This is a genomic window from Actinomadura rupiterrae (assembly GCF_024172125.1).
GTDB lineage: Bacteria > Actinomycetota > Actinomycetes > Streptosporangiales > Streptosporangiaceae > Spirillospora > Spirillospora rupiterrae.
Genome location: NZ_JAMZEA010000001.1, coordinates 1 through 13,225, shown reverse-complemented (window position 1 = coordinate 13,225; position 13,225 = coordinate 1). Strand labels below are relative to the sequence as shown.

7 protein-coding genes and 1 riboswitch are annotated in these 13,225 nt (G+C 73.4%); of the genes, 2 read left to right on the top strand and 5 right to left on the bottom strand.

Annotated features, from left to right (window positions below):
* Window positions 1-397: 397 nt before the first annotated feature.
* Window positions 398-2,827 (bottom strand): substrate-binding domain-containing protein, encoded by a 2,430-nt coding sequence (locus FHU30_RS00035; RefSeq protein ID WP_253869768.1) that lies wholly within the window; start codon window positions 2,825-2,827, stop codon window positions 398-400.
* A gap of 309 nt (window positions 2,828-3,136) precedes the next feature.
* Between FHU30_RS00035 and FHU30_RS00030 the strand changes: the two genes are divergently transcribed.
* Both FHU30_RS00030 and FHU30_RS00025 read left to right on the top strand, forming a co-directional pair.
* A complete protein-coding gene (locus FHU30_RS00030; RefSeq protein WP_253869765.1) occupies window positions 3,137-4,255 on the top strand; it encodes an endonuclease/exonuclease/phosphatase family protein in 1,119 nt (372 codons plus the stop codon).
* Between the two features lie 17 nt (window positions 4,256-4,272).
* Complete coding sequence (locus tag FHU30_RS00025; RefSeq protein ID WP_253869762.1) at window positions 4,273-5,091, top strand: TrmH family RNA methyltransferase; 819 nt, start codon at window positions 4,273-4,275, stop codon at window positions 5,089-5,091.
* Between the two features lie 38 nt (window positions 5,092-5,129).
* Here FHU30_RS00025 and FHU30_RS00020 read toward each other — a convergent pair whose 3' ends face one another.
* From FHU30_RS00020 to FHU30_RS00005, 4 genes are all read right to left on the bottom strand, one after another.
* Window positions 5,130-6,161 (bottom strand): hypothetical protein, encoded by a 1,032-nt coding sequence (locus tag FHU30_RS00020; protein WP_253869759.1) that lies wholly within the window; start codon window positions 6,159-6,161, stop codon window positions 5,130-5,132.
* 142 nt (window positions 6,162-6,303) lie between these two features.
* Entirely contained in the window at window positions 6,304-6,672 is a 369-nt protein-coding gene (locus FHU30_RS00015) for a UCP033725 family protein (protein ID WP_253869755.1), read from the bottom strand.
* A complete protein-coding gene (locus FHU30_RS00010) occupies window positions 6,669-11,060 on the bottom strand; it encodes an SseB family protein (RefSeq protein WP_253869752.1) in 4,392 nt (1,463 codons plus the stop codon). The genes FHU30_RS00015 and FHU30_RS00010 overlap by 4 nt, the downstream gene beginning before the upstream one ends.
* Before the next feature lie 716 nt (window positions 11,061-11,776).
* Window positions 11,777-13,063 (bottom strand): aminotransferase class V-fold PLP-dependent enzyme, encoded by a 1,287-nt coding sequence (locus FHU30_RS00005; protein WP_253869749.1) that lies wholly within the window; start codon window positions 13,061-13,063, stop codon window positions 11,777-11,779.
* 52 nt (window positions 13,064-13,115) lie between these two features.
* A riboswitch (SAM riboswitch) is annotated at window positions 13,116-13,225 on the bottom strand. This riboswitch is flagged as partial in the annotation.

The window sequence follows — 13,225 nt, the reverse complement described above, 5'->3', positions numbered from 1 at the left end:
CCCGCCGGAGAGAGTGTGCGGAGGCCCGACGGCCCCGCTCCCCGTCGGGCCTCCACCCAGAAAGACGGTCGACCCCCGCGTCCGGTTGACACGGGTTGCCAGAGAAATTTCGGTGATTTCAGGCGCCGGGTGTTCGCGCTGGCCACCGCCACCCCGGCCCCCGCGCGAACTCCGCCATCCCCGTCCCTCCAACGCCTCCGCCACCCCACCCCGTCCCCGCCCTCCACCCGGCGCACCCGCCCCCGGGCCGCGTCCTGACTGGCGCCGGAGAAGCGTCCTGACCGGTACACCCGGCCGCATCACAGCCCACGCCCGGGTGCCGGTGGCGTCATGGACGGAGAACAGAAGCGCCGCGTCAGGGCTTGGGCCCTGATGCGGCGCTTCTGGTTCGGTGGGGTTACTGCTTGATGCGGCGGGAGAGCATGGCGAGGAAGATCTTGCTGATCTCCTGCGGCGTGCGCGCCACCTCGACGTCGCCGTTGGTGAGGCGGGCGATCTGCTTCAGCTCGGCCGGGTTGGTGTCCGGGCCGAAGCCGATCATGTTGATCTGGATCGGCTTGTTCGGGTCCATCTCGGCCTTCAGCTTGGAGATCGTCTCCGAGAGCGACGGGCCGTTCTTGTCGTCGTTGGTGCCGTCGGTGAGCAGCAGGATCGACTGCCCGAACTCCGGCTTGTAGCTGCGCTTCATGTACTTGTACGCGGCGAGGACGGTCCGGTAGATGCCGGTGTCGCCGTCGGGCTTCGGCTTCATCTGCTGGAGCTGCGAAAGGATCATCGTCCGCCGCGTGCTCGACCCGACGCGCTCACCGAGCTGCCCGACCGGCACGGCCTCCTTGTACGGGACGCCGCCGCGGCCCATGTTCGTCGAGAACAGCCACACGCCGAGCTCGGTGTCGTTCGACATCATGCTGAGCCCGCCCTGCGCGACCTGCGCGATCGCCTGCATCCGGGAGGTGTTCGGCGCGACCGGCTGCACCATCGAGCCGGACACGTCGATCAGCGTCAGCATCCGCAGGCCCAGCGACAGCTTCGACCACGCCTGCATGACCTCGCCGACGTCGGCGGTCTTCGGCGGCGGCAGCTGCCGGATCCGGCCCGCCTCCACGCCGAGCTTCGGCCCGAACGACGGCGGCGCCTTCCCGTCCGACGACCGGAACCCCAGGTCCCGGACGTCCGCCCGGGTGGCCTCGGTGTTCATCGCCTGCTCCAGCAGCCCGGCGGCCTTCTGCCGGTTGCCGTCGGAGGTGGCGACGGTGAACGGGTAGTCGAACGTCAGCGTGCCCTCGGACGGGTACAGCGCCACGGCGGGCTCGGACGGGTCGGTCCGGTTGTACTTCCAGAGCGCCTGCTCGGAGGACAGCGCGACCGGCTGCCGCGACCGCTGGCCCTTGTGGAACTGCTTGAACTGGTCCTGGACGGTCGGGACCGTGCTCTCCCGGACGGTCCGGACGATCCCGGTGAAGATCGAGTCCTTGTTCGGGTCGTTGTTCAGCAGCGTGTTGGTGACCATCAGCCCGGCCATGCCCGCCGAGTTCCGGGACGGGTCGGGCACCAGCAGCTTCACCGCGCCCGCCGGGATCATCTGGTTCTTGGTGACGCCGCCGCCCTGCGTGCCGCCGGCCGCCTTGAGCAGGTTGTCCCACGACGGCGTCGCGGTGATGCCCTGCTGGCGCAGCTGCGAGGCGAGCGAGCCGGGCAGGCCGACGACCAGCGGGCTGATCGCGACGGACGTCCCGCTCTGCTTGAGCGCCGGGCCGCCCTTGGGGCCGCTGCGGACGAGCGAGTTCCACAGCGAGGAGTCGGGGATCCAGACGTCCGGGCGCTGGTCGCCGCCCTGGTCCACGGCCGTCCCGGACAGGACGGCCGCGACCTGGTACGGCTCGGTCCTGGAGACCGTCGCCTTGACGCACTTCCCGCCGACCTTGTGCCGGGCGTCGTTGAACCGCCCGGCGGCCTTGGTCACGGCGGGCTCGATGTCGGGGGCGGCCGCGACCTTCAGGTTGATCGCGTTGCTGCCCGAGCAGCCGCCGCCGCTCTCGGCGAACGCGTACACGCCGACGCCGAGCAGCAGCGCCAGGCCGACCGCGCCCGCCATCGGGCCGATCAGCGAGGACAGGCTGCGCCGCCGCTTGCGGCGCCCGTACTCGTAGCCGCCCGACCCTTCACCGGAGCCGTAGCCGCCGGATCCGCCGCCGTAGCCGCCCGAGCCGCCCTCGCCCGAACCTCCGGCGCGTCCGCCGAAGAACCCGGTCGGACGCTCGTCGGAGCCGCTGATCGCGTCGTACTCGTCGCCGTAGCCGGAGTCGCCGTACCCGGACCGGAGGGGGCCTCGACGGGGAGCGCCCTCCTGCCCGTACCGCTCGTCCTGCCCGTACTGGGCGTTCTCCGCGCTGTAGCGGCCGTCGCCGGAGCCGTAGCCGCCGCTGCCGTACGCGTCCCCGGCCGACTGACGGCCGACTCCGTAACCGCCGGCGTCGGACGCGCCGGAGAAGCCGCCGGCACTGGCGCCGCTGCCGCCGAACGTCTGCTGGGGCCCGGACTGCCGGGGCGCGAACCACTCGGGGGACCCGGAGCTCGCGTGCGGGTCGGACGGGTAGCCGCCCTGGCCCGGCTGCGGGGCCGGATACCCACCCGAACCCGGCGGCGCGGACGGCCCGAAGAGGTAACCGCCGGACTCGCCGGGCTGCTGCCCGGAGTCGTCCGGCCCACCGGCCCGAGGACCGAACCATTCGGAGGACGCCCGGCCCTCGTCGGCAGGGCCGTGGGGCGGCCGGGCGCCGTCGCCCGGCGTCCCGTCCGGGAAGTCGTCGCGATGACGTCCGTTCACGGCAGTCCTCGTTTCACCAGAAACCCGTCAATGTTCCCCGGCACTGTAGTAGTACGGCTCAGAGGTTACAAAGACCTCAAAATTTGACGACGGCGCAGGTCATGAGCATATGTCCCATTGATTCATGGCTCGGTCCGGCCCCCCGGCGACCTGCCGCGGACGCCCGGAGCGCCCGTGCACCAAGGGTTCCGAAGGGGTGACCGAGCGGCGCGGCAACTCCCGTCCGGTTCCGTTCGTCCCAGAGGATGGGGGACCGGAACGACCTCACAGGACGGGGCTCCGCGGAGCCGTGCGACCGGGGGAGCGGACGTGAGCGAGACCAGCGGCGGGAGCGGACCGCCCGGAGGCGAAGGCAGGCGTTCGCGACCTGTGATCAGGGACGAGGCCGCGCGGGCTATGCCAGGGGGCCTGACCAGCGGAAACGCGCGGGGCGGGCGCTGGCGCGGGTGGGTGGCCTGGGGCGGAGCGGCGGCTTGGGGCGCCTACGCGCTCATGCGCTGGACGGACGGCGACCGCGTCCCCGGGTTCGGGATCTTCGCGGCGCCCGTGCTGGCCGTGACCCCGTACGTCGCGGCGACCGCGCCGATCCCGATCGTGGCGGCCCTGGTGCTGCGGCGTCCCCGCGCGGCGGTCGCGGCCGGCCTCGTCGCCGCCGGACTGCTCGCGGCCGTCGTCCCGCGCGCGGTTCCCGGCGGCGAACCCGCCGCGCACGGCCCTGAGCTGCGTGTCCTCACCGCGAACCTGATGTTCGGCCAGGGCAGCCCGGCGCGGATCGTCGACCTCGTGAAGCGGACGGACGCCGACGTCCTCAGCCTCCAGGAACTCACGCCGGAGGCCGTGACCAGGTACGAGAACGCCGGATTGGCGAAGCTCCTCCCGTACAAGGTGACCGACACGCGGTGGGGCGCGGCCGGATCCGGCCTCTATTCGAAGTACCCGCTCCGCGCGTTGCCGCCGCTGCCGAAGACCCAGATGGCGATGCCGTCCGCCGAGTTCACCCTGCCGGGAGGACGCCGCGTCCAGATCACGGCCGTCCACCCCGTCCCGCCGATCAACGCCGAGTCCCTCGGCGACTGGAAACGCGACCTGGGCGAACTCCCGTCCGGCAACACCTTTTCTTCCGCGTCAGCCGGCACCGGTTCCGCGTCAGCCGCCTCTCTGAACGGCGTGACCCGCGTCCTCGCCGGGGACTTCAACGCCACGCTCGACCACGCCACCCTCCGCCGCCTGATCGGACGCGGCTACGCGGACGCCGCCGACCGCGCCGGCGAGGGGCTCGTCCCGACCTGGGGGCTCGGTCAGCCGCGTCCGCCGCTGACCATCGACCACGTCCTGCTCGACCGGCGCTGCGCCGTCCGCGCCGTGAAGATCTACGACCTGCCGGGCAGCGACCACCGCGCCCTCTTCGCCCGCCTGCAACTTCCCTGAACAGGCACAATGGGGGGATGGTCCACCAGGTTCCCGTCACCGACCCCGCCGACCCGCGCCTCGCCGACTACACCCGGCTGCGCGACGTGAACCTGCGCAAGAGCCTGGAGGCCGAGCACGGGCTGTTCATCGCCGAAGGCGAGAAGGTCATCCGCCGCGCGATCGGCACCGGGCATCCCGTCCGGTCGCTGCTGATGGCGCGCCGCTGGCTCGACCCGCTCGCCGACGTCCTGGACGGCATCGACGCCCCCGCCTTCGTCGCGGACGACGCCGTCGTCGAGGCCGTCGCCGGCTTCCCCGTCCACCGCGGCGCGCTCGCCTCCCTGCAACGCCTCCCGCTCCCACCGGTGAAGGACGTCGTCGCCTCCGCCCGCCGCGTCCTGGTCCTCGAAGACCTTGTTGATCATGGCAACGTCGGTGCGATTTTCCGGTGCGCGGCGGCGCTGGGCGTGGACGCGGTCGTCCTCGCGCCGCGCTGCGCCGACCCGCTCTACCGCCGCTCCGTCAAGGTCTCGATGGGCGCGGTGTTCGCCGTCCCGTACGCGCGGATGACCAACTGGCGGGACGACCTGGGCGTCCTGCGCGCCGCCGGGTTCGCGCTGTTCGCGCTCACCCCCGACGCGTCCGCCGTCCCGCTGGACGAGGCGGAGTTCGGCGACCGCGCCGCCCTCATGCTCGGCTCCGAAGGCGACGGCCTCTCGTCCCACTGGATGGACGAGGCCGACCGGCTCGTCCGCATCCCGATGAGCGACGCCGCGCTCGCGAACGGCGTCGACTCCCTCAACGTCGTCGCCGCGGCGGCCATCGCCTGCCACGACCTCGTCCGCTCCCGCTGAGCCGCCGTGCCGGGACGGACTGCTTCGGGCGGGACGGGTTACTTGCCGTGGGCGCCGTTGCGGGGGCGGCGGTGGGTGCCCTTGGGGCGCTTGGACGCGGCGCCCGAGGTGGCGGGGCGGCGGCCGAGGCGGAGCTGGGTCAGCAGCAGCGAGCAGGCGACCAGCAGCGCCGCGAGCCACGCGACCTGCGTGCTGGCGACGCGCTGGAAGGTCATCTCCTGCGCGACGGGACGCTTGTTGGCGCGCAGCGTGCTCTGCGGGGTCGCGGCCGCGTCCGGCGCGGCGACCGAGGGGCTCGGCGCGTTGCCGCTGATCGGGGGCAGCGCGACCTGCGGGTTCTTCAGGGAGCCGTTCGTGCTCGGCGGCGTGTAGCCGCCGCCGTTCCCGGTCGTGTTGTCGTCACCGCCGCCCCCGCCGCCGTTGGACGACCTGGTCGGGGAGGGCGTGGGGCTGGACGAGGTCGGCTTCGGCGACGCGGGCGGCTCGGTGAGCTTCCCCGGATCGGCCGGCTTCGACGTCGTCGGCTTCGGGCTGGACGGCGTCGGCTTCGGCTTCGGGTCGAAGACCAGCTTGCTCGTGCCCGAGTCGATCAGCTTGGCGCCGTTGTACAGCGCGACGTTCAGCGTCACGGACGTCGTCTTCTTCACGTTCTCCGGCGCGAGCGAGACGCGTTGCCGGAGAGACGCGGACTTCCCTTCGAATCCGTCCAGGTCACAGCCGTGCGAGGAGGTCAGGGCATGGCCCTGGGCGCAGGTCGTCGTCAGGAGAGAGGCCGGTTTGCCGTCTGTGGTCAGCCGTACCTGGACACCTTTATAGGTGTGGTCACTGCTGGTCACCACGGCGGTGACCGTGAGGGTGTTGCCCGCGACCGCCTCGTCCTGCGTGGGGGACACGGTGAGGGTGAAAGTGGGGGCGGCCGGGGTGCTGCCGGAGGGGGACGTGGTGGGGGTGGGCGTCGGGGAGTCGTCGCCGAAGGCCGGGGCCGTCAGGACCGTGCAGGCCCCGACGGCGACCACCGCCGCCGCTCCGAGACCTGTGATCGCCGGTACGCCTGCCAGCCGGGAAGCCACGCCCGAGCCACCTCCGTCGCGTCGTCATCGAACGCCCGAGACCCGCTGTACCCCAGGACTCGTTCCCGAAATCATGCGAACACGGAACTACAACGGAAATCAACCCCGTGTCCGATTCGGCACAGCATCCGGGACACTACCGTCAGATGAACTCCTCGTGCACGTCCTCGAGTTCCCCGGTCGGGGCCCACGCCTGCCACACGCCCTGATCGATCCGGTCGAGTTCGAGCGCCTCGGCCACCGGCGCCCTGCCGCCCGCGTACTCCACCCGCGTCCAGCCGTCGTGCTCGCCGACGATCACGAACGGCTCGCCCCGCCACCGGCACGCCGTGCGGACGTACCGGAGCGACTCCAGTTCGAAGGCCGGGACGATCCGGCGGTAGCGGTCCGGGCGCAGCTCCTCGAAGCCGTCCGTGGGCTCGGCCGTGTACAGCCGGATCTCCCCGTCCGCACCCGGCACCGCCTCGAACTCCCGCCCGAGCCACCGCGCCACGTACCCGTCCCGGTTCACCGCGCCGCCTCCGTCCGCCGGGCCGGGGTCGCGCCCTCCGGACGCAGCCAGGCCAGCCGGTCGGGATCGTAGACCGCGACGAAAGTCTCCGAGCCGTCCCGGCCGAGCGCGTACATCTCCGCGCCGAACGGCAGCCGGACGCTGTCGACCTTGTACTCCCGGATCGAGCCGGCGCTGCCCGGCGCGAACCCCGTCCCTCCGAACGGCGGCCGCTCCAGCACCCAGCCGGCCTCGCCCCAGGCGTCGACCTCGGCCTCGGTCTGCCCGCCGAACGGCACCTTGTAGAGGTCCGGGCAGTACGCGGGCCAGCGGATCACGTGCACCGAGTCGTCCGCCGTCGAGAACGGCGTGTCCTCGTACAGCAGGCCGAGGGCCTCGTACAGCTGCGCGGGCGTCTGGAGCTCCGCGACGTCCGCCGTCGGGTGGACGAACCCGCCGACCCGGTCGTATCCCTGCTCCAGGTACCAGGCGACGTGCGCGTGCGGGACGACCTTCTGCATGATCGTCGGCTCGGCTCCGGGCTCGCCGTCGGCTCCCGGTTCCGCCCGCCGGTCACCGGACGCGGCGAACTCCTGCCTTCCGACGCCCGGCCGCTGCCCGGCCACGCCCGGCGCACCCGCGCCGAACTCTTCGGCAGCGCCGTCGGGCGCACTCGCGCCGAATCCGCCGGACCGTCCGGGCGCGTACTCGCCGGGTGCCTCTCGACCAGGCGCGAAACCGCCGCCGTCCTGGCCCGGCTGGTACTGGCCCGGTGCTCTGCGTCCGGGCTCGTACTGGCCGGGGGTTCCGGGCTCGTACTGGGCGGGTGCTTCCTGTCCGCCAGGCGCGTACTCTCCTGGCGCGTTTCGGCCGGGTTCGTATGCGCCGGGCGTCTGCCGGCCAGGCGCGTCCTGCGCGGGGACGGGGTTGCCGAATGCGTCTACGGCCTGGGAGCCGCCTTCGCTTGCTGCGTGCGGCGCGTCCTCGCGGGAGCCGTATCCAGCGGTCTCGTCGGGTGCGCCCGCACGGAATCCGCCGGTCGCGTCCTGCCCAGCCGAAGTGTCCGGTGCGTTGTCGCCTGTCTCAGGGGTTGAGCGTCCAGGCGCATACTCACCGGGCGCCTGCGCCCGATACTCGTCCGGCACATTTGCACCGGAGCCGTCCGTGCCGGTGCCAGGCAGGTCTGCGCCTGCTCCGGGGACGGCCTCGGGCCGAGGCGTGTTCGCGCCAGGCGCGTCCGCACTCGTCCCCGGGCCGCCTGCGGTTGCGCGAGGTGCGCCCTCAACCGTGCCCGGGAGTCCCACGCTCGGCGTAGAGCTGCCCTGGTGCGTGCCGGGGCCGTCCGGGCCGGGTCCGCCTGGGGCGTTCAGGGTTTCGGCGTAGGCGGACGGGTCGGCGGCGTCCTGGGAGTGCGCGAAGGACTCGGGGGCGGACGGCGGGGCGTACGGGTCCGGGTCCGGTTCGGCGGCGGGCTGGATCAGGCCGACGCGGACCGCCCATTCGCTCAGCGCGCGCACTTGGTCGCCGCGCAGGGACGCGCCGATGCGGGTGCCCGGGTTGAGGAGCATGGCCCAGTCGTCGCGCGGCCACGCCGCGATCAGCTCGCGGAAGTCGGCGTACACGAAGCGCGACTCGGGCAGCACCTCGCGCAGGCGCACGAGGGACGTGAACACTTGGACAGCGGACGCGCCGCGCAGCGCCGCCTCCCAGCGGAACTCGCCCTGCGTCGGCGTGACCTCCAGCGGCGCGTCCTGCGGGATGGGGACGAGCACGTTCGCCGCGAGCAGCACCCGGAGGAACGCGTCGGAGTCACCGGCGAGGGCCGCCTCGAACAACTCCTGGTCGATCCGGTTGCCGGGCTCGAACTCCGGCTCAGGCCCGCTCTCCGCTTCCGGCTCGGCCGCAGCCGCAGCCGCAGCCGGTGCGGGTGCCGCCTCGGCGGACGGCTCCTGGACCGGTGGGGACGGCTCGTCGATCGGCTGCTCGGCCGGACCGCTGAGGGCGCGGACCTGCTCGCCCGGGATCGCGGCGTCCACCGGAGTGCCCGGGTTGAGGACGAGCGTCCAGTCGGTGTCCGGCCAGGCCGCGACGACCTCAAGGAAGGTCGGCATCACGAACCGGGACGATCCGACCGCCTCGTTCATCCAGCGCAGCGACGTGAACAGCTGGATCGCGACGCGTCCGTGGACACGCGCCGGACGCCACGGGAACTCCGGATCGTCCGGCGTGATGCCCCACGGCGTCTCGGGATCGGCGGGGACGAGCACCTGCGCGCCCAGCAGCACCTTGAAGAACGCGTCGGTGTCGCGGCGCAGCGCGGCGTCGAACAGCCGCTGCTCGACCTCGTTCTGCGCCTCGAACTCCTCCGACATGCGGCGCGCGGCGCGCTGGTCGGCCCAGGTCGCGAGGCCCGGCAGCTGCTCGGCCAGGATCGTCCCGCCCGCCTTGGAACCGGGGTTCACCGCGAGCGCGTTCGCGTCCTCCGGCCAGTAGCGCAGGACGAGCGGGAACGGCACGCGGATCGAGTCCGTGCCGAGGCCGCCGGAACGTGTCGCCTCCGCCAGCCGCTCGGGCGAGGTGAACACTTGGACGAGCGTCGCGCCGTCCGCCTCGCGCGTCTGCCACTGGAACCCGGCGCGTCCGGGACGCAGCGTGAAGTCGGTGTCCGGACCGACCGGAAGCAGCACCTCGGCGTCCGCGAGCGTCTGCAGGAAGAGATCGTGGTCGTTCTCGGTCGCCGCCCGCATCAGGGACCGCTCGACCTCGTTGGCGGGCTGGAACTCCGGACGCGGCTCGGGACGCGGCAGCTCACGGTGCTGCCCCTGCAACTCCTCCCACGGCGCGTCCGCGTCCGAACGCGGCTTGACGACCGGAATCGGGTCCACAGAAGTAGCCCCAGGCGCCCCGTCCGCCCCTCGCCCAGCAGCCTCCGAGCCGTGTGCAACTCGCCCGTCCGCCGCGCCCTTCTGGTCCTGCGCACCCGCTGCGCCCTGCGCACCTTGCGAGGGTTGCTCGGCCTGCGGGCCCAGCGCGCTCTGCGGGCCCTGCGCTAGCCGCTCGTCCGGTACAGCTTGGGTGCTCTGCGAACCCGGCGCGTCTTGCACGTGCCGTTCGGGCTGCGCAGGCTGCTCGGCTTCCGCACCTTGCGGCTTTTGCGCGTCGGGCGCGCCTGGTGCAGGTTCTTCGGGCTTCGCGGGCTCAGCGGCCTGCGGATGCTGCGCGGTTTGATCTGCAGGGACGGGCTGGGCGTGCGGCTCGGGGACGGGAGGCATGTTCGCCGTGCCGGGCGGCAGCGGACGTTCGGTGTCGAAGCCGGCGCCCGGTTCGTCCGCGAGCGTGGGCGGCGGGACGTCTCCGGTCGGCATCGCCTGCGTTACGCGAGGGTCCTGCGCCGCGTCCGTATATATGGAAAGGTCGCGGATCGTCGCGGTCGGATCGTCCTCGCGAGAACCTTCGTCGTCTGCCGGGCCGGACCCGGCGGGACGCGCGTCTCCGGCGGCCGTCCCCGGTTCGGGAGCGTGAGGCGTTCCCGCATGCCTACCGGGACGTCCGGTTTCTGGATGGCCGGACGCGAATCCTTGATCCGGCGCGGCCGGCGGGAAGGGCACGTCGCCCTCGCGCTGCACCCGGGACGCGTCGGCCTCGCCCTGCGGCGCGTCCGCTGCGGGAGGCTGGGCAGGGGCGGGCGGATATGCAGAAGCCTGCGGGTAGGCGGAAGGCTGCGGCGGCGCGTGCGGCGCGTCCTGCCCAGGCGCGGCGGGCGGGTAGGAGCCCGGCGCGGCCTGCGGCATCGGAGGCGCAGGCGGCCCCGCAAACCCGGCCGGACCAGCAACGCCAGCCGGTCCCGCAGAGGCAGCCGGGTCCGCAAAGGCGGCCGCATCCGATGGCGCGGCCGGGTTCGACAGCGCGGACGGGGTTGAAGGCGCGGTCGTGTCGGACGGCGCGGACGCGGGTGGGTGGTTGCCGGCGAGGGGCGGGCGGGCGTCGCCCTGCGCGAGCTGCTGGACGAACCAGGCGGGCAGGCGTCCCTCGATCGGAAGCGAGACGTCCTGGACGGCGGACGACGGGACGTCCACGGCGAGCCACCAGCGCGCGTCCGGCCAGGACGCGGCGAGGTCCGTGAAGCGCAGCCGCATGTAGTGCCGGTAGGACGGCCCGAGGCACGCGCGCATCGCGTCGGGGGAGGTGTAGACGAGCACGAACGTGCGGTCGTCCTCGGCCTGCGTCGGCCAGGTCGGCTGCCGCTCGTTCGCGAGCACGTCATCGATCACGTCCGGTGGGACGGGCACGACGAGCTCGCTCTCCGCCAGCAGGCGGAAGTAGCCCTCCTGGTCCCCGCTCCGCACCGCGTCCCCCAGCCGGTGCTCCAGCTCCGACGTGGGCCGCCAGGCGTCGGCCACGGTCGCCACCCCCTGTTTCATCCCGCCCAAGACCATCCCCCGCCCGACCCCGGCGCCGGGAGGCGGGCCCGTCGGGCACCTTACGGACCTGCTTACGCTACATGGGCGAACAGAGCCAAAGCGCCCACTCGACCAGTCCGCGGACGACCCTCACGCCAGTATGGCGCGGGTCGGTGACATTCTTCCGCGCCATTCGCCGAAGCCCACCGGACCAGGGAACCCCCCGGCACTCGCGAAGCGACGGACCCCTACCCCCGCCCCCGAACACCAACCGTGACCCCCGCGCCCGACCCGTACCTCCCCACGGTAAGCCGACGTGCGCCTTCCCGCCCGGCCCGGCCACACCATCGGTCGGCCGGGCGAGAACCTTACCGCCCGCCACGAGGCTTCCCGTCGAGCGCCGAAGCGCGCCCGCTCCGCACGGTCTTGCCTTCGGACGGCCAGCAGGAGCCGACCGTCCCGCACGGAGCAGCAGGAGCGGGCGCGCCCCGGACGGGGGAGCAGGAGCGGCTGTCCCACACGGGTCGGCAGGAGCGGCCGTCCCGCACGGGGTCGGCAGGAGCGGGCCGTTCCCGCACGGGGAAGCGGGAGCGGGCGCGCCTCGGACGGGTTGGTAGGAGCGCGCCGTCCCGCGCGGAGTTGGTAGGAGCGGGCCGCCCGCGCGGGGGTCGGTAGGAGCGGGTCGTCCTGCGCAGGGTCAGCGTGAGCGGGCCGGTCCGGACGGATTAACGGGTGTGGGCGAGGCGGGCGATGGCGTCGAGGAGGCGGTCGACGTGGGCTTCGGTGGTGCCGATGCCGAAGCTGGCGCGGACGGCCGAGCTCTGCCCGTCCGCGCAGGTGCCGCCGGTGGCGTCGGACGCGCCGAGGAGGTGCCGGACGAACGGGTGCGCGCAGAACTTCCCGTCCCGGACGCCGATGCCGTACTGGCCGGAGAGCGCGAGGGCCAGGTCGCGCGCCTCCCAGCCGTCCACGACGAAGGACACGATGCCGACGCGCGGCGAGCCGTCCGCCCACAGCGTGAGTTCGCGCACACCGGGGATCCGGGCGAGTCCCGAGCGGAGCCGGGCGAGGAGGCGCTCCTCGTGCTCGACGAGCGGGGTCCAGCCGGTCGCGGCGAGCGTCTCGCAGGCGGCGGCGAGCGCGATGACGCCGAGGACGTTCGGGGTGCCCGCCTCGTGCCGGGACTCGGGGTCGGCGTGCCAGTGCGCGCGGTTGCCGTGGTCCTCGACGGACGCGCTGGCACCGCCGCCCTTGAGGTAGGGGTCGGCGGCGCGGAGCCAGTCGGAGCGTCCGGCCAGCACGCCCGCGCCGAACGGCGCGTACAGCTTGTGCCCGGAGAACGCGACGTAGTCGAGGCCGAGCGCGGTCATGTCCAGCTGCCGGTGCGGGACGAGCTGGGCGGCGTCCACCGCGATCCGCGCGCCGTGCTTCCGGGCGACCGCGCTGAGCTCGGCCAGCGGCCACACCTCGCCGGTCACGTTGGACGCGGCGGTGACGACCAGCAGCCGCGGCCCGCCGGGGCACTCGGCCAGCGCGCGGTCGGCGGCGGCGACGGCCTCCAGAGGCGAGGACGGCGCGGGCAGCCGGACGGCGCGCCGCCACGGCAGCAGCGTCGCGTGGTGCTCGGTCTCGAAGACCACGACCGTCGTCCCGGACGGGACGCAGTGCGCGAGCAGGTTCATCGCGTCGGTGGTGTTGCGGGTGAACACCACCGACGAGCGCCGCCACGCGCCGAGGAACTCGCGGACGGTCTCCCGCGCCTTCTCGTACGCGGCGGTGGTGACCTGGGACGCGTAGCCCGCGCCCCGGTGCACGCTGCTGTAGTAGGGCAGTGCGGCGGAGATCGCGTCCTGCACCGCCGACAGACATGGCGCGCTGGCGGCGTAGTCGAAGTTGGCATAGGGGACGCGGCGTCCGTCCTCCAGCGGGACGGGCGCGTCCGAGCCGATGACCGAGGGGGCGACGGCAAGCGGGGCCGGGGCCGGGGCGGTGGCGAGGGCGATAGCGGACATACTGGACTCCTCCGGGATCAGGGATCCCGAGGGCCGTGCCCTGGATCTACGGGATCCGCGCTTGCCGGAACGCGGTGGCGTCCGGCCTGGTCCTCACCCGGGGCACCCCATCGCGGACGAAGGGTTGCCGGCCAGCAAGCCGGGGCTTGACGCTGGCACTCA